Origin of the sequence: Microbacterium pseudoresistens, assembly GCF_013409745.1 — a bacterium.
Taxonomy (GTDB): Bacteria; Actinomycetota; Actinomycetes; order Actinomycetales; family Microbacteriaceae; genus Microbacterium; species Microbacterium pseudoresistens.
The window spans coordinates 540,736-557,534 of sequence record NZ_JACCBH010000001.1; the positions used below are offsets into that span (position 1 = coordinate 540,736).

Annotated in this window: 16 protein-coding genes and 3 tRNA genes; 2 read left to right on the top strand and 17 right to left on the bottom strand. The window is 70.5% G+C overall.

Features of this window, described 5'->3' with window-relative positions:
• Window positions 1-10: 10 nt before the first annotated feature.
• The 12 genes from BKA02_RS02620 to BKA02_RS02675 all read right to left on the bottom strand — a co-directional run bounded on the left by BKA02_RS02620 (window position 11) and on the right by BKA02_RS02675 (window position 9,855).
• Complete coding sequence (locus BKA02_RS02620) at window positions 11-781, bottom strand: sulfite exporter TauE/SafE family protein (RefSeq protein WP_179435141.1); 771 nt, start codon at window positions 779-781, stop codon at window positions 11-13.
• A 165-nt stretch (window positions 782-946) separates the two neighbouring features.
• Complete coding sequence (locus tag BKA02_RS02625) at window positions 947-1,594, bottom strand: MIP/aquaporin family protein (protein ID WP_179431044.1); 648 nt, start codon at window positions 1,592-1,594, stop codon at window positions 947-949.
• 146 nt (window positions 1,595-1,740) lie between these two features.
• Window positions 1,741-2,553, bottom strand: coding sequence for a sulfurtransferase (locus BKA02_RS02630; protein WP_179431046.1), 813 nt, complete (start codon window positions 2,551-2,553; stop codon window positions 1,741-1,743).
• A gap of 54 nt (window positions 2,554-2,607) precedes the next feature.
• Window positions 2,608-3,729: a tellurite resistance/C4-dicarboxylate transporter family protein gene (locus BKA02_RS02635; protein ID WP_343045322.1), complete on the bottom strand. Its 1,122-nt coding sequence runs from the start codon at window positions 3,727-3,729 to the stop codon at window positions 2,608-2,610.
• Between the two features lie 45 nt (window positions 3,730-3,774).
• Window positions 3,775-5,106 carry an HNH endonuclease signature motif containing protein gene (locus BKA02_RS02640; RefSeq protein ID WP_179431048.1) on the bottom strand — a complete coding sequence of 444 codons (1,332 nt, stop codon included), beginning with the start codon at window positions 5,104-5,106 and terminating at the stop codon, window positions 3,775-3,777.
• Between the two features lie 109 nt (window positions 5,107-5,215).
• A tRNA-Met gene (locus tag BKA02_RS02645) sits at window positions 5,216-5,289 on the bottom strand.
• A 28-nt stretch (window positions 5,290-5,317) separates the two neighbouring features.
• Window positions 5,318-5,389: transfer RNA gene (locus BKA02_RS02650), tRNA-Thr, on the bottom strand.
• Window positions 5,390-5,453: 64 nt separating this feature from the next.
• Window positions 5,454-6,344 (bottom strand): M23 family metallopeptidase, encoded by an 891-nt coding sequence (locus tag BKA02_RS14530; protein ID WP_343045323.1) that lies wholly within the window; start codon window positions 6,342-6,344, stop codon window positions 5,454-5,456.
• Between the two features lie 143 nt (window positions 6,345-6,487).
• On the bottom strand, window positions 6,488-7,300 hold the full coding sequence (locus tag BKA02_RS02660) for an inositol monophosphatase family protein (RefSeq protein ID WP_179431052.1): 813 nt from the start codon (window positions 7,298-7,300) through the stop codon (window positions 6,488-6,490).
• Window positions 7,297-8,361, bottom strand: coding sequence for a hypothetical protein (locus BKA02_RS02665; RefSeq protein WP_179431054.1), 1,065 nt, complete (start codon window positions 8,359-8,361; stop codon window positions 7,297-7,299). Before BKA02_RS02665 ends, BKA02_RS02660 begins: the two co-directional genes overlap by 4 nt.
• Window positions 8,362-8,487: 126 nt before the next feature.
• Complete coding sequence (locus BKA02_RS02670; protein ID WP_179431056.1) at window positions 8,488-9,285, bottom strand: enoyl-CoA hydratase/isomerase family protein; 798 nt, start codon at window positions 9,283-9,285, stop codon at window positions 8,488-8,490.
• A 78-nt stretch (window positions 9,286-9,363) separates the two neighbouring features.
• The gene (locus BKA02_RS02675; RefSeq protein WP_179431058.1) at window positions 9,364-9,855 is read right to left on the bottom strand and encodes an FBP domain-containing protein; all 492 of its coding nucleotides are present in this window, start codon (window positions 9,853-9,855) and stop codon (window positions 9,364-9,366) included.
• 66 nt (window positions 9,856-9,921) lie between these two features.
• Here BKA02_RS02675 and BKA02_RS02680 point away from each other — a divergent pair, with 66 nt between their 5' ends.
• Window positions 9,922-11,073 (top strand): MalY/PatB family protein, encoded by a 1,152-nt coding sequence (locus BKA02_RS02680; RefSeq protein ID WP_179431060.1) that lies wholly within the window; start codon window positions 9,922-9,924, stop codon window positions 11,071-11,073.
• An 81-nt stretch (window positions 11,074-11,154) separates the two neighbouring features.
• Here the strand turns inward: BKA02_RS02680 and BKA02_RS02685 are convergent, their stop codons facing one another.
• The 3 genes from BKA02_RS02685 to BKA02_RS02695 are packed head-to-tail and all read right to left on the bottom strand — an operon-like array spanning window position 11,155 to window position 15,646.
• The gene (locus tag BKA02_RS02685) at window positions 11,155-13,851 is read right to left on the bottom strand and encodes a multicopper oxidase domain-containing protein (protein ID WP_246285960.1); all 2,697 of its coding nucleotides are present in this window, start codon (window positions 13,849-13,851) and stop codon (window positions 11,155-11,157) included.
• Window positions 13,848-15,020, bottom strand: a complete 1,173-nt coding sequence (locus BKA02_RS02690) for a hypothetical protein (RefSeq protein ID WP_218844421.1) — start codon at window positions 15,018-15,020, stop codon at window positions 13,848-13,850. Before BKA02_RS02690 ends, BKA02_RS02685 begins: the two co-directional genes overlap by 4 nt.
• The gene (locus BKA02_RS02695) at window positions 15,017-15,646 is read right to left on the bottom strand and encodes an ArsR family transcriptional regulator (RefSeq protein WP_179431062.1); all 630 of its coding nucleotides are present in this window, start codon (window positions 15,644-15,646) and stop codon (window positions 15,017-15,019) included. Before BKA02_RS02695 ends, BKA02_RS02690 begins: the two co-directional genes overlap by 4 nt.
• Before the next feature lie 60 nt (window positions 15,647-15,706).
• Here BKA02_RS02695 and BKA02_RS02700 point away from each other — a divergent pair, with 60 nt between their 5' ends.
• Window positions 15,707-16,021, top strand: a complete 315-nt coding sequence (locus BKA02_RS02700; RefSeq protein WP_179431063.1) for a DUF2249 domain-containing protein — start codon at window positions 15,707-15,709, stop codon at window positions 16,019-16,021.
• A gap of 71 nt (window positions 16,022-16,092) precedes the next feature.
• On the opposite strand, the gene BKA02_RS02705 is transcribed toward BKA02_RS02700, so the two are convergent.
• Both BKA02_RS02705 and BKA02_RS02710 read right to left on the bottom strand, forming a co-directional pair.
• Window positions 16,093-16,174 (bottom strand) — tRNA-Tyr (locus BKA02_RS02705).
• A gap of 102 nt (window positions 16,175-16,276) precedes the next feature.
• On the bottom strand, window positions 16,277-16,750 hold the full coding sequence (locus BKA02_RS02710; protein ID WP_179431065.1) for a carbohydrate kinase family protein: 474 nt from the start codon (window positions 16,748-16,750) through the stop codon (window positions 16,277-16,279).
• Window positions 16,751-16,799 lie beyond the last annotated feature (49 nt).

The window sequence follows — 16,799 nt, forward strand, 5'->3', positions numbered from 1 at the left end:
CGACGATGCCCTAGCGGCGACCGCGGATCGCCTTGAACGCCATCTGCACACCGATGACGACCAGGTACGCGGCGAAGAGCATGTTCCCGACGAACGGATCCACGAACCCCGCGAGCCATGCGCCGAGCGCCGTCGTCGTGCACGCGGAGAGTCCGATGATTGCTGCGGCGACGAGGTCGACGTTGCGATGACGCAGGTTTCCGATCGTGCCCGACACGGCGGTGGGGATCATCATCAGCAGAGAGGTGCCTTTGGCCACGAGGTCGCTCGTGCCGAACAGCAGCACGAGCGCGGGCACGACGACCACGCCGCCGCCGACGCCGATGAGCCCGGCGAGCACACCCGTGCACAGGCCGAGAACCACCAGCATGGGCCCGGTGACCCAGGTGAGGTGCAGCTCGGAATCACGCGAGGGGATCACGAGGAACAAGCCCACGATCACCACGACGAGGAAGGCAACGAAGAACCATCGCAAGGCCGTCTGCGAGACCCGGGGCAGCAGGCGTGTGCCGATCTGGGCGCCCACGACGGATCCGGCGGCGAGGATGAGGGCGGGGATCCAGGCGACCGAGCCCGACAGCGCGTAGGAGATGACGCCGACGCTCGCCGTCGGCACGATGGCCGCGAGCGATGTTCCTGCCGCGAGGCGCTGATCGAAGTTCAGCAGGAGCACGAGGAGGGGCACGATGACCGTGCCGCCGCCGACGCCGAAGAGTCCGGAGAGAAGGCCGGCGGCGAGGCCGATGCCGACGAACGAGAAGGTGGCGCGCGGTCCGCGCATCCGTTCGACGACGTCTCCCACGGCATTCTCCCCTCGTCGCGCTCGGTCGATGCGCAACGAGAATCCACATTAGTCCTCCCCGGGCCCGGTCCCGCCGCCGGCGGAGCACGGGGCCCGGGGAGGATCAGTTCGCGCTATTACGCGGAGCAGATCACTCTGTGCGCATCACGCAGAGGCGATCTTCTTCGCATCGTCGGCGTTGAGCGCGCGGAACGCGATGGCCGCCACGATCGCACCCACTACGGGGGCGACGATGTACAGCCACAGCGCGCTCCAGTCGAACTGACCGCTGATCGACAGACCCAGGGCCACGGCGGGGTTGAATCCGCCGCCCGAGATCGAGCCGACCGCGACGGCGCCGACGAACACGGTGCCACCGATGGCGAGGCCGTAGAACGAGTTGCCCGCGGTGTCCTTCGACGTGGCGGTGTTGAGCACGACCCAGACCAGCGCGAGAGTGAACAGCGCCTCAGCGAGGAAGGCCGGGCCCACCTCGATCTTGGTCGCCTCGGTGGCCGCGGGCCAGAAGGCGAAGCTGACGAGGGCCGCGAGAGCGCCACCGACGAACTGCGCCACGATGTACGCGATCAGGTCGGCCACGCTGAGACCGCCGCGCAGGAACACGCCGACCGAGACGGCGGGGTTCAGGTGCGCACCGGAGATGTGACCCGTCGCGAACACGAGCACGGCCAGGGCGAGGCCGATCGCGAGGGGGGTGAGGGGGCTGCCGCTGTTGACGGCGCCGATGATGCTGAGAACGAAGAGGAACGTGGCGAGCGCTTCAGCGACTGCCTTCCGTACCGTACCCGTCATTGGTATTGCCTTTCTCGTCTTCGAACCGCCGCGCAGGCGCGCGACATGACCGGGCACCTGCGCGCGGCAAACTGAGGATATCGGAGTTGCACCCGCTGCATCGTTGATCGGGCAGAAGTGTGGAGAAGCGTGTCGGGAACGCCTGATCAGGCCTCGACCGGGTTGTCGGGGTCTGCGCTGTACTGCGACCAGGATCCGACGTAGAGCGGGGCTTCGATGCCGATCGTCGCGAGGGCGAAGACCGTGCCGGCCGCGGCAACTCCGCCGCCGCAGTAGGCGCCGACCGGAGTGTCCCGCGAGACGCCGAGTTCGCCGGCCCAGTCCTCCAGCTCCGAGGCCGCTCGCAGCCGGCCGTCGACGAACAGCTCCTCGCCGGGGGCACTCACCGCGCCGGGTATATGCCCCTTGGCGTGCGCGGATGCGGGACGCGCATCCAGCAGCACGCCTGTGTGGCCGATCTCGGCAGTGTCGGTCGCGTCGATCGCGCGTGGGACCGGGGCGATGCCGACCGTGTCAGCGGACTCCGAGGTGGCAACGTTCTCGCCGCGCGCGCTCTCTGCTGACTGGCGGACCCGCCATGCGTCGGCCCCGCCGTCGAGCAGGCGCACATCGTGCACGCCCGCGTCGCGCAGCACGAACCAGGCGCGCGCCGCGGCCTTCGCGTCTTCGGGCGTGGCTGCGTATACGACCACGGGGGTGTCGATCTCGATCTCGGCATCGGCGAGGGTCGCGGCCAGCCGTGCCGAGTCGGGCAGCGGGAACACCCCGTGCTCACGGCTGCGCGGGCCCGCGAGCACCCCGTTGTCGAGGCTCGCGCGCAGGGCGCCCTCGACGGTCGTCGTCCAGATCCGCTCCGGGGCGGTGAAGCGCGCCTCGACGAAGCGCGCACCAGCGGGGATCGGGTCATCCGCACCGATCAACAGAGAGCGGCGGGCATCGACGATCGTGTTCTCGGTCATGCAGAGAGGGTACGACGCGGATGCCGCCATCGCGCATCGCGATGACTCACAACGTCAAGAGGCGTTCGCCGCGGATGCTTCGGCGGGTGTGCGACGCGGCGCACGGAGCACGGTGCGCCAGAGGTTGACGAGCATCGCGATGAAGGTCGCCGTCCACACGGCGAGGGCCACCCAACTCTCCACGTAGCCGATGGCGTGCACGATCGGCAGCCGATCGACTTCGCCGAGGAACTGCGAGCCGACGCCGTACATGCCGAGGGGGAAGACGATGCTCCACAGCGTCGCCTCGTAGCGGAACGGGATGCGGTGGCGCACGTGACGCCACCAGCCGGCCATGACCAGCGGCGGGATGAGCCAGGTGCCGAACGCCCAGAAGAACACAGCGGCGCCGGCGATGAGGCCGCGGGTCGCATCCGCCATCGGCGCATCCGCCATCTCGACGATGCGCGCGCCGGCAACGACGGTGATGGCGGTCGCGCCCATCGCGACCCAGTACGGCGGGGTCAGGTCTTCGGGCCGGAAGGGCACCGTGAGCATCCGCACGCCGACGAAGACGCCGACGGCGCAGTACAAGAACGTGCCGACGGACCAGGAGAACACCGCGAGCAGCGCGAGCGCGAAGCGCCACGGCGCGAAGTCCTCGACAGCCTCGAGGGTGGCGGCGAGCACGGCGATCGACTGGCTCGCGACCGACCAGATGAACCAGGTGCCGTTGGCCGTGGTGATCGGCTGCACGCGACGCTCGCCCAGCACGGCCGTCCACGGCACGGTGTAGCCGAAGACGAGCCAGGCGATCGCGGCGACAGCGAGCAGGGCGACGGCGACGCCGTGCAGGTCGCTGTCTTGGCTGATCCTGCTGCCGAGCACGCAGGTGGCGGCGACGAATGTGAAGAACCCGAACGCCCGGGCAGGGTCGGCGAGGTCGTCGGCGATGCGGTGCCGGTGGCGCAGGATGCGGATGACGTTGAGCACGATGAGCACGAGGTAGGCGACGCTCGCGATCACAGCGAGCGCGATCGACAGCGCCACCCATCCGTTGGTGCGCATGGCGATCGAGACGATGCCGGTGGCCATGACCAGGGCGAAATAGCCGGGCGTGAGCCCTGCGATAGCCGCATCGACGCGGCCGGCCAGTGTGCCGGGCACGGCTTCGGGAGTCGTCGATGCGATGGCCACGATCTCAGGGTAGCGGCGGGTCTGCGATGCGCGCGGGCAGCGCTGTCAGACGAACATCACGCGGCGCGGGGCCGGGTCGGCGTAGGCGCGGCCGTGCGGGCTGATCCACCGGATGCTTCCGTCGGGGAGTCTGCCCGCCGTCCATCGTGCGGGCGGCGGGATATCGGGATGTTTGAGCACGTGATGCCCGTGGCAGAAGTGACTCAGGTTATCGAGGCTGGTCGGCCCGCCCTTGGCGTGATCGTGATTGTGATCGATCTCGCATCTTGCGGCGGGCATCCGGCATCCGGGGAAACGGCAGTGCTGATCCCTCGCTCTGAGGTGCCGTTTCATCGCTGCGTTGGGCGAGTACGTGTCGGTGTGGGTGATGGTGCCCTGCTGATCGATGAAGAGCCTCGTCCACCCCGTGTCCATCCCGGCGATTGCCCGGGCGATATCAGGGTGCAGCGGGCCGTGCCCGTCGAGCTCTGCCATGCGGTCGTCGAGGCCAGCGAGCGTCGTCGCCGCCACCGTCACCTGCACCCGGCCCTGGATGCTTCCGAGTCCATTGCCGAGCGCGGCGCTCGGTACCGCGGCGAGCAGGAGGTCGGTGAGCAGATCGGCCCGGATCTGGTCGAGTGTGCGCGGGGCGACGACATCCTCGATCGGCTCGCCCGCTTCCTCGATCGGCTCGCCCGCTTCAAGGAACGCGTCGGGACCCGGCCCTGGATCGTCGGCGCTGTCGGTATGCGCGATCTGCCGTGCCATCTCAGAGAGCCGGTCGCGGATCGCGATGGCCGCGTATTCGGGAAGGACAGCGGTGAGGAGCGCGAGCCCATCGTCGAGCGAGCGGACGGTGACCGTGCGTTCGGCCGCCGCTTCGGCGTGACGCTCGTGGACGGCGTCCGGGACGAGGGCCGTCGCGATCTGGCGTGCACGGGCGCGGGTTCGCGATGGCGATTCCTGCTCGGCGACGGCCAGCGCCGCGGCTTCGTACAGTCCGACGGATTCGGCGGCGGCGACTCCTTCGCGTACAGCATCCCGCACGACCTCTCCCTCACGAAGCACTTCGCGCGCATGCGCAAGGCTGATCCTGCCTTCGTGGAGCGCGGCGCGGACGGCGGGGAACACGGTGCGCAGGCTCTCGCTCTCCGCGAACGCGATGTCGACCGATCCGCGGGCCATACGCGCTTCCGCGGAGTACTCGGCGATCATCGATCGACGGAGGGCATCGCGATGCAGCGGGAACTGACGGACATCGGCCTCGAAAAGATCCCCACGCGCGGCGAGGAGGTCGGCCGCTTCACCCTCCAGCCGAGCGATCTGCCGCCGGACCTCGACCCACCGATCCAGCAGCACGAGCTGCGGATCAGTTTCGATGGTCGATACCGTTGTCATGTGTCTACTCTAGTAAATCTGTTCTACTAGTTCAAGACCCTCAACCACCCCTGTGAGAAAGTCCCCGACACACATGACGAAACCCCCGGGTGGAGCCGGGGGTTTCGAGTAGCAGGAGCGGGGCTTGAACCCGCGACCTCACGATTATGAGTCGTGCGCTCTCACCAACTGAGCTACCCTGCCGCAAGGCATACTGTGAAGAATGCGTGCGAGCCCCGAGTCAGGATTGAACTGACGACCCCTTCCTTACCATGGAAGTGCTCTGCCACTGAGCTATCGGGGCGCTTGCCACCCTTGCGGGCAACCAGACGAGAATACCAAAGAATCGGCCCTCATCCGAATCGGCGTCACTTGCGTCCGGCGTGCTCCAGCATCCACGGAAGCGGGTCGATTTTGGCACCGTTGACGATGAGCTCGAAGTGCAGATGGGCTCCGAACGAATGCCCTGTGTCGCCGGTGAGGCCCACGATGTCGCCGACCTTCACGACGTCGCCGGTCTTCATCCGCAACGAGCCGTACTGCATGTGAGCGTAGTGGCTCGTGACGACCCGGCCGTCGATCACGTGGTCGATGTAGGCGCCGACGCCGTAGCCGCCGTCGCTCTCTGTCGCCAGCCGCACGGTGCCGTCGGCGATCGCCTGGATCGGAGCGCCCAGCCCGGGAATGAGGTCGATGCCCTCGTGCATGACGCCGTCACGCATACCGAACGGTGAACTCATCGCGACGCCCACCACATACGGCCACTGGATCGACGCTGACGTGTCGTTCGTGTAGAGCGAGTCCGAGTAGCGGATGCCGGCCTCTGCGGCGAGGTCGGCGCGCGACACGGCGGCGAAACCCTGCGCACCCTGCAATGACACGTCGGTCAGCTCGGTCGGCGCGATGAATGCCTGGATCTCCTCATCTCCAGAACCCGACGTCTTGGCATCCTTGGGCGCCGTGATCGACGTCGCCGCGTGCGCGCCCTGCGCGGCCGCGACGGCCTGCGAGGGCAGAGTCATCGTCACCGCGAGTAGCCCGGCCAGGCCCATCACGCCTGCGGATGCCCCGACCGTGACGACCTTGCGCAGCGCAGGACGCACGGAGCGTCGCGGCACGGCGCGCGTCGCCGCATCGGCTCTGGACGCAACAGTCGAGGGCGCTGCGGTCGAGGGTACGGGCGCCGATGCCTGGGACTCTGCCTGCTGCCGGGCAGCGGCCTCGCGGAGCGAACGGCGGGTGGGCGCAGGCTCGCGCACGGAGGTATCGAAGGGCAAGAACGTTTCTCTCAAGTCAGCCGGTCGGGAACGGCGGGGCTCTACAGCACGGTCATCGTCAGGTCGATGACGTCAACGATCGGTTCGACGCTACCGGACACGTGCTGGGAAAGCGGTGGACAGGATCAGGGATCGCCCATGGCGCGGACGATGATATCGCGGACGAGATCGGCGCTTCCGGCGACGATCATGCGTCGCGCATCGGATGCCGATCCGGCTCGCTCGACGACGCCGCCGGCCTCGCGCACAAGCATCCGCCCGGCGGCGAAGTCCCACGGCTTGAGCCCGCGTTCGAAGTAGCCGTCGAGGCGCCCGGCGGCGACATAGGCGAGGTCGAGGGATGCCGCCCCGATGCGGCGCAGATCGCGGGCCAGAGGCATCACCCGGCGCACCGCGGCCAGGTCTCCGTCGTGCGTGGACGGGTCGTAGCCGAAGCCGGTCGCCAGCAGCGCACCGGCCGGCGGCGCCTCCGACACGCGCAGCCGATCGCCGCCGCGCCAGGCGCCTCCGCCGCGCGCGGCGGTGAACAGCTCCCCCAGCACCGGCGCGAAGACGGCACCGGCGACGTCGTCCCAGACGTCGGGATCGGGCTCGCCCTGCACCACGGCGATGCTCACCGCGTAGGCGGGGAACCCGGCGGCGTAGTTCACGGTGCCGTCGATCGGGTCGACCACCCAGGTCAGCCCGCTCGCGCCCTGCTCGGCACCGGACTCCTCGCCGAGGAAACCGTCACCGGCACGCTCGGCCGCGAGCCGCGACCGGATGAGAGCCTCGACCTCACGGTCGGCCTCGGTGACGATGTCGGCCAGCGAACTCTTCGTCGCCGCCAGTGCAACCCCCTCCGCACGGCGCCGCAGGGCGAGCGCCCCCGCCTCCTGAGCGATGTCGGCGGCGAGCAGCCGCAGCTCATCGGCGAGGCCGTCGGTCACCGCCGTCACTGCGGCGGAGTGGGCGCCGGCGGAGCGGGAGGGAACGCTCCGGGCGCCGGCGGAGCGCCGGGGGCGGGCGGTGCCCCGGGGGTCGTCGGCGCGTCAGGTGCCGTCGGCGCATCCGGAACGGGCGGGTTCTCCGGAACCGACGGCGCCTGCGGGGCGTCAGGAGCGGGAGGGACGGGCACATCCGGCACCGGCGCATCGGGGACGGGCGGCAAGCTCGCATACGACGGGCCCGGCTGCGCAGGGGCGCCCGGCTGCGATGCCGGCGCGACCTGGGACTCGGCGGTGGGCACGCCCGTGTAGTACGCGTTCCAGTCGGGTGATCCATCGCGCAGTACGGGCAGCGGCGTGCGCCCGTCGATGTACGTGGGCCACGCCTGCGGCGCGGGCGCGACAGCCGCGAACCCCTGTGCGGCCGGACGCGGCGTCTTGGGCGCGAAGAGCGCGTTCAGCAACGGGATGAGCGTCGTGCCGACGGCGGTGAGGATCGTCAGGGCGACGACGATGCGCCAGAACAGGTCGGCATACGTGAACGTGTGCGGGAAGGTGAGGTAGAACACCAGCGTTCCCACCAGAAGAGCGAGCATCGCGAAGGTCACGTAGGTGATGACCCGCGTGAACGTGGTGATGTGCCGCTGGGAAGCCTTCCAGAACAGCCGCACGTGCAGCAGGGCGAGCTGGAGGGTTCCCACCACGAGAAGCAGCTGGAAGAAGCGCTCCGGACCGCTGTCGTTGACGCCGAATGGCCCGGAGTTATTGGGCAGCCAGATCTTCACGGCGCCCACGATCAGGGCGATGATCCAGGTGATCATGCTCAGCAGGGCGAGCCAGTCCGGGCGGTTCGGAGCCAGGCTCGCTTCGAGGATCGCGATCCCCGCGAAGCCCGCCAGCAGCAGGATCGTGAGGAATGCGCGCCCGATCAGGCCCTGCTGATCTCCCACGAGCACCCAGACGACGCAGACCAGGGCGGCGGCGATGAGCGCGCCGATCGCGATCCAGATCGACCCCCTGATGAGCAGGGACATATTCGGTTTGGTGTCGTGCGGCGCATCGACCTGAGACATGGCGATCCTCTCGTCCGTGTGGCTCTCATCCTGCCACGCCCCTTCCCGGCTGCCGAGAGGTTCACGGCCACTGTGGAGGAGCGCACGGTCATCCGACCCTGGGGAGGAGAACCGCGACGACCCGCCTCAGCCGCGGCGCTTCGCGGATGCCGCAGCGAAGTCCTGCACACGGGTGCGGGCCTCGTCGCCGTCGAAGGCGGCACCGATCGTGCGGGCCTCCTCCGCGAGCTGATCGGCGAACGAGCGCCCTGGGCGCGACCGGATCAGCCGCTTGGCCTGCCCATACGCACGGGGGGCGCTGCCGAGCCAGAACCGGGCGATCTCATCCGCCCTGGCGCGGACGGCATCGGCGATCGATCCGCCTTCCTCGACTGTGACGGCTTCAGCGACGAGCCCCCATTCCACGGCCTCATCGGCGCTGAGCAGGCGATCCTGCAGCACGAGCTGCAGGGCGCGGCGCTCGCCCACGGCCTGCGCGAGCTGCGCCGAGACCGACAGATCGGGTGTGAGACCGATGTTCGCGTACAGGCTGCCGATACGCGAGTCGGCGCCGATCACGGCGTAGTCGGTGCTGAGCAGGATGCCCAGCCCGCCCCCGGCCGTCGTGCCGTGCGCGGCCGCGACCACGGGGATCGATGATTCCGTGAGGGCCCGGATGCCGATGTTGATGACGCCCGCGAGCTCGTGGATGTCGGAGCCGCCGGTCATCGTCTGCGCCATGTCGAGCACGTCGCCGCCGGCGCAGAACGCGGGCCCCGTCGCATCCAGCACGATCGCGCCGACATCGTCGCGCCCGACGGCCTCGGTCGTGACCTCGGCCCACGCGTGCGCCAGGTCGGCGTTGAAGGCGTTCAGCCGCTGCGGGCGGTTCAGCGTGAGGCGCGCCAGTCCGTCCTCGACGTGGAAGAGGATGGGATCGGTCATGGAAAACTCCTCGCGTGGACGACATCGGCCCCGCGCCCGGACCCGGACGCGTGCACCCTCAGCCTATGCGCGATCGGGTCAGACCTCCGCGAGCACCGAGTTCACGAATCCGTGCAGTCGCCGGTGCGTGCCGTCCAGACGACGATCGGCCAGCTGTTCTGGTCGGATCTCGTTGGGCGCGAGAGGCGCGGCCAGACGCACGCTCTCGTGGCACGACAGGTCGGCGCACATGTAGGTGCCCACGCTCGATCCGCGCCGGCCCGCATCGCCGGTGCGCCGGGCGGTGAACAGCGCCACCTGATTGCCGGGCTGCATCGTGTGGCAGATGTTGCACATGCCCGAGCGTGTGCGCCCCGGGTCGGTCGAGCGCAGCACGATGCCGACAGCGTGCCCGTCGCGCTCCACGACGACGCAGCCGCGGCGCACCGCGATCGGGTCGCGCCAGGCGAAGAAGTCGAGGTAATCCCATTCGGCCAGCAGCAGATCGTGCGGCATCGCGATCTGCGCGATCTCGTCGGCATCCGCGTTCACGAACGACGCGCGGATCTCCTCCTCGGTGAGCGCATGCATCGCCTCAGTCTATGAAGACGCGGCGATGGCCATCCGGGCACAGGATCCGCGGTGAACAATTGAGTTATGGGATTCGACACGATCTCCGAGGCAGAGCTGCGCGCCGCCGGCAGCATCAAATGGACCATGTTCCCCGACGCGATCGGCGCGTTCGTCGCGGAGATGGACTTCGGCGTGGCCCCTGCAATCCGCGATGCCGTCGTCGGGGCTCTGGATGCCGGTCTCACCGGATACCTGTCCACGGCGCTCGACGGGGATCTGCGGACGGCGACGGCCGGCTGGTACGCGGATCGCTACGGCTGGCGGGTCGACGCCGAGCAGGTGCGGCTCGTCCCGGATGTGATCGCTGCGTTCGAGTTCGCGATCCGTTCGTTCACGGCTCCCGGCGCCGCCGTGATCGTGCCGACCCCGGCGTACATGCCGTTCCTGTCGGTGCCGCCTCGGCTCGGGCGCCGGGTGATCGAGGTGCCCAGTCTACTGGTCGGGGGCCGCTGGACGATGGACCTCGAGGCCGTGGCGCGGGCCTTCGACGATGGCGGCGAACTGCTCGCTCTCTGCAACCCGCACAATCCGCTCGGCACCGTCGCCACGCGCGAGGAGCTGCAGGCACTCGCCGCGGTGGTCACCACGGCGGGGGGACGCGTGTTCGCAGACGAGATCCACGCCCCGCTCATCTACCCGCCGGCACAGCACATCCCCTACGCCTCCGTCTCGGCCGAGGCCGCCGGGCACACGGTGACCGCCGCCTCCGCGTCGAAGGCCTGGAACCTCGCCGGTTTCAAGTGCGCGCAGCTGATCTTCTCCGACGACGCCGGCCCCGCCGCATGGGAGGCCGAGGAGGGGTGGATCGGCCACGGCACGGCGACCATCGGGGCCGTGGCGAGCCTGGCCGCCTACACCGGCGGTTCCGACTGGCTGGCGGAGGTCACCGACTACCTCGACGGCAACCGGCGTCTGCTCGCCGAGCTCGTGGAGGCCATCCCCGGAGTGACGACGACCACGCCAGAGGGCACCTACATCGCGCTGCTCGATTTCCGCGAGACGGAACTGGCCGGAGATCTCGGCGCCTGGTTCCGCGAGCACGCCCGTGTGGCGATGACCGACGGCGCCGCCTGTGGCCAGGCCGCGGTCGGTTTCACGCGCCTCGTGTTCGCCACGCCGCGCCCGATCCTGACCGAGGCACTCGGCCGGATCGGCGACGCGCTCGCGGCCCGCTGAGCCTGAGCCTGCCAAGCCCCGGCGCCCGCTGAGCCCCGAACGCCGCCCCGACGTTCCCGGCTCCCCGGCCGCGTCCCTCGGTCACCCGGTGACGTCGAAGACGCCGTGCGCACCGCGCTCTCCATCGATCATGAAGTGCGAGACGAAGGGGTAGTGCCCGGCCTCGGGGAAGATCAGCTCCACGAAACCGCCCTGGGCGGGCATGAGCCCGAGCGCCTGCGATCCGGCGCCCTCGACGCGGTCGATGAGATAGCGCCCCTCCGACCACACGGTGTCGAACTGGCCGCCCACCACGTGGAAGCTCGTGGGCCGCTCGACCCCGGCATCCAGCACCCAGACGCGCACCCGCTCGCCGACCCGCGCCGGCAGCGGCGCATGATCGTACTGGTTGGCGTAGCCGTTGAACACGACCAGATCGGGGCGCCCGGTGGCCAGCGCGTCGAGGTCGACGACGCCGCCGTCGTGGTCGCCGAGGTAGTACTCGCCCTGCACCAGCACGTAGCTGCGGTCCACGGCGGGCAGGTCGTCAGGCTCGATGACGACCGCCCCGTACATGCCGTTGGCGATGTGCGCGGTCATCGGCATGGTCGAGCAGTGGTACATCCAGATGCCGGCACGGGTCGCGGTGAACGTGTAGGTGAGGCTCTCCCCCGGCGCGATCGTGCGCATGGGTTCGTCGGGGGCGAGGGATCCGGCGTGGAAGTCGATCGAATGACCCATGTCGCCGTCGTTGACGAGGGTGACGACGAACGTGTCGCCCACGCGCCCGTGCAGCACGGGGCCGGGGGCCGTGCCGCCATACGTCCACAGCGTCTGGGTGATGCCCGGGGCGACCTCGGTCTCCACATCGCGCGCCGCGAGGGTGAGGGTGTGCGTGACGGGGCCGTCGGATGCGGGCAGAGGATCCAGTTCGGCGGGGAAGGGCTCGAACCCCTCCCCCGGCGCGCCACCCATGTCCATGCCACCCATGTCGGCGTCGTCGTCCATGCCGGTGTGATCGCCCATGCCGTCGTGGTCGTGTTCGGCGCCTCCGCCGGTCGCGGCCCCGTCGGAGCCCACGGCGACGATCGAGAGCGTCATCCCCATCTGCTTGTGCCCGATGATGGAGCACCAGCCCTCGACGTCTTCCGTGATGACGCCGACGTCGATCGTCTCCGACTCACCCGGGGCCAGCCTCGTGCCGGCGACGCCGTTGGCGAAGACGAGGTCGTGCACCTGCGAGGCGTCGGTGTTGATCAGTTCGATGACCAGGCGGGTGCCCGCGGGCACCTCGATGACGTTCGGGGTGAAGCGCATACCGGCAGCCTCGACCTGCACGGTCCGCACGGGGGCGTCCGCGTCGCCGGTCGGCGCCGCGCCCCATCCGAGCCCGACCGGATCCGCCGCGGCCGTGACCGCGACGGCGAGCACGACGGCGGCCAGCCCCGCGACGGCCTGCCCGGCGCGGCGTCCGCGGGTCGTCGCGTCCGCGCGTGGATCCTCCGCCACGAGAGGACCCTTCCGTTCGCCAGAGGGCACGGCGCCCGCGGTCTCCGCCTTGGCGCGCCGCTGGGCGCGCATCGCCATCGGCGACACCACCAGGAACGACGCCATCGCGAGGAGGTAAAGGATCGAGGCGACCACCCGGATGAGGCTCGACACCGGCAGCGCACACACGACGAGAGCGGCGTTGGCGACGCTCACCCGCAGCGGTCCGAAGCGGTCGAAGGCCGCCGTCCCCCACCGCACCGGTGTCGGCCCGCCGCCGAGCACGACGGGGATGAGGTGGCTCAGCGCGCCGACGAGCACCTGCGCGGCGAAACCGGCGACAAGGTACGGGACGACCTGGTCGACAAGGCGCAGCACGGCGACGAAACCGGCGTCCGCGACGAACGCCGCGGTGGAGCCGATGATCAGCCACGCCACGCATCCGGTCCACCACAGCAGGGCTGCGCCCACGGACAGCGCCGGGAAGCTGCGCGGCGGAGCCGCGGCGGCTGCCCGGGCGAGCGAGACGCCGAGCACGACGAGGCCGGCCAGGTACGCCAGTAGTCCCACGGCGAGGACCGGGGTCATCGACAGCGCGGCACCGACGGCCGCGACGAGCACGCCAGCTGCGAGGATCGGCAGTGCCCGGGCCGCACCCCGCGGAGCGTGCTCGTCGGCGCGGGTGCGCAGGATCGTCGGCCAGAGGGTGACGACCGTGCCCGCCACCGTCAGCCCGATCCAGCCGAGCACGTTCAGCAGCGCGTGGGAGAGCATCAGGCCCTCGGCGTGCGGACCGTGCGCGAGCCAGGCGCCCAGCGCCGCGCCGAGCACGAGCAGCAGCGCGGAGGCGATGTAGTAGCGCACCGTCCCGCCGAATCGACCGGGCATCGCGCGGCGCATCCGCAGCGCCAGATCGACCGTGTGCCACGACACCGCGACGATGAGCGCGGCCGCGCCGACGACCGTCAGCGCCCACAGCGGTGCGACGACGCCGACGATCGCCAGCGCCGCACCGGCGTTGGCCAGCAGCAGACGGATGCTCTGCATCCGCCGGTCCCCCGCCGCCGGGGTGCGCAGCAGCGCCGCGGCGAAGTACGGGCTCCACACGAGGATCGCGTGGGTGACCGCTCCGAGCAGGAGCAGGTGGATCATGAGCCACCGCGGTGCGGGGATACTGCGGTGCACGAGCACGGCGACGACCGTGAGGATCAGCCAGATCGCCGTCGGAAGATCGCGCAGGGGCCAGAAGCCCTGCTCGACGGGCTTCGCCGCGTGCGCCGGCGCATCCCCGGTGCGCATCGGAATGGTCATTCCGCCTCCCCCGTTGTCGCCTTCGCGGGAGCACGCGGCGGGCCGAGGATCGCACTGGTCAGAGCCGTGAGCATGAACAGCACGAGCGCCACGACGCCGATCACCCCGCCCACGCGCAGGGCGAGCTCGGATCCGACGCCGTCGCCCGGCCACAGCCGGATGACCAGCCCTGCCTGCAGGAGCGCCGCGGGAATCCAGAACGCCGCGCGATAAGGCAGTGCGATATGCAGCACGGCGGGGAGGATCGTCGTCGCGTGCGCCATGATCATCGAGAACGTGTACCCGAGGAACACCGCGTGCACGGCCGCGTCGTACGCGGCGCCGGGCGCGAGGTGGCCGAAGAGAAGGATGGCCCCGGCGACGGCGAGCCACACGTAGCCGGCGAGGATGCACGCCGCCATGTACCGCGCCGAACCGTCGGCGCGGATCGTACGGCGGGCGACGTCGTGCACGAGCAGCCAGACCGTCAGCGACAGGATCGACAGTCCCAGCAGCACCGCGCCCGCATCCGGCAGCGCCACGCCCACGACGAGCGCACCGGTCATCGCCCAGGCAAGGGCGAGCAGGCGCCCGCCGGCGCGGGGCCCCATGGTGATGCGCGCCAGCTCCACCCGTTCGGCGGCGATCGTGAGGATGATGAAGCCGAACAGCCACGGCACGATGCGGTACATGGTGTCCTGGTTCAGCCACAGGATGGCCCCGGCCAGCGCCAGCACGGCCGCCAGCAGCTGGGTGAGCAGGGGCGCGTCGTGCTGCCGCCGCCACAGCGGGATGTAAACGAGTGCGAACGCGGCGGCACCCGCGACGAGCACGCCCTTGGCGACGATCAGCGGCACGGGGGCGGCTACCAACAGCAGACCGCCCAGACCCAGCAGCGCCGGAGCAAGGTAGCCGTACCAGCGCGCCAGGGCGGTGGCGCGTTCGAGCGAGATGAGCGTGCCGACGAAGCCGAGCGTCAGCAGCATCCCGTGCACATCGGGCAGGCGGGCGGCGTCGACGGGGGCGGGAAGGCCGAGCAGCAGCAGGCCGGCATCCAGGCCGATGAGCAGGGCGACCGCGGCAGGGACCAGCCAGATCAGGCGCCACGACGGGCGGCGGCGACCGGCGCCGGTGTCCCGCACCTGGTCACGGCGGGGTTGTCCTGCGAAGGCGTGCCGCGCCCGGGTCACGACGCGTCCCGCAGGCTCAGCGCGCAGGCGCCGCCGACGGCGGCGAAGGGCGCCAACATCGCGCGGCCCGCGTCATCGCGCGCCCGCAGAAGGCCCTCGACGAGTCCCTCGTGCACGGCGCACACGGTATCTGTGCGGCCCCGGGCGGCGGCCAGCAGCGGACAGCGCAGGAGGCGCATGCGCCGGGAGTCGTCCGCTCCCGGCGCATCCTGTTTCTCGGGGGCGAAGCCCTGATCCTGCATCACGGCGGCGACCAGGGCCGGGCCGTCCTGCTCCGCGCGCTGGGCCGCGAGTCGGCGCCCCCAGGCGACCCCGGCTGCGCGGGCACGCGCCGAGGGGTCCGCGGCCGCATCGCTCAGGGACTCGGCGAGAGCGACCACCAGACCCAGCGCGGGGTCCGCGTCGCGGGCGTCGATGAGCGACCATCTCCAGGCGGGACGACCGCGCCCGTCGGGGTCCTGCCGCTCGCGGCGGATCAGCCCCTCAGCGCGCAGACGCTCGAGGTGCCCGCGCACGGTGTTCTCGTGCAGTCCGGTCTCGTGCACGAGCTCCGGGATCGTCCGCATGCGGCTCTCGAGCGCCGCGAGCACGCGTTCGCGGCCGGACCCACCAGGATTATTTTCCACGTCTCTCAGTGTAATAAAATGGAGAGCGTCATCGCATCCGCCCGCGACAGGAGAATCCCCATGGGTCACATCGATATCCACCGTTCCCGCGACGAGGCCGTGGACCAGAGCCCCACCGCCGGATGCACCTGCGGCGAGGTCGACGAGGAGCTCCCCGAGCTGGACGTGCAGACCATCCCGCACGCCGTCCGCCACGCCGCCATCTTCGGCGCCATCGAGTCGCTGCGCCCCGGATCGGCCATGGTGATCTCCGCCACGCACGACCCGGTGCCGCTGCTCACCCAGCTCGAGGCGCGCCACGGCGACGCCTACCGCGCCCGCTACCTCGACGAGGGCCCCGAGCGCTGGCGCATCCTCATCCGCAACGTCGGGTGACGCGCGTTTCTCGGAGCTCTCTCCCGAACGAAGAACGGCCCCCGCGATCGCGGGGGCCGTTCTTCGTTGGGTGGCGAGTACAGGATTCGAACCTGTGAAGTCGATGACGGCTGATTTACAGTCAGCTCCCTTTGGCCGCTCGGGCAACTCGCCAGTGCACGCCCGTCCCGCTTGTTCAGCCGACCGGGGGCGCGATCCACAATCATACCCGTCGCGCTCAGGCTCAGGAAATCCGCGGGCCCACGGGCGCGGCGCTCACGTGCCGAGTCGCCGAAGCTCTTCCGGCGCACCCCACGGGTCGGGTCGGCGCACGAGCGGATGCATGCGCCCGCCCTCGTGCGCGAGGTCGGCGAGGCCATCCGCGATGGCGGTCGAGACGATGGCATCCAGCGCCGCGCTCCCCGCCTCCGCGCGGTCCCGCCCGATGACATGCGCGACCCCGTCGACGCCGATCTCGATCACCCGCGTCGCGCCGGTGGCAGCGGCCGATGCCACCGGCATTATCGTGACGCGGTGATCCTCGAGGTACCGACGGATGTGCTCGCCGCCTCGCCCGGCCGGCATCGCGGCCGCCAGCGACACCGACAGCCCCGCACGGGCCAGGCGCACGGCGATCGCCGCACCCGCCCCGCCCACCGTCTCACGCATCCCGCGACGATCGCGCACCTCGATGATGCGCGCCTCGCCGATCACGACGACGCGACCGCCCTCGTCCGCCTGTGCGCACACGACGCCAGCGTACGCGCAGCCCGCAACAGCGAAGGCCCGGATCCCTGAG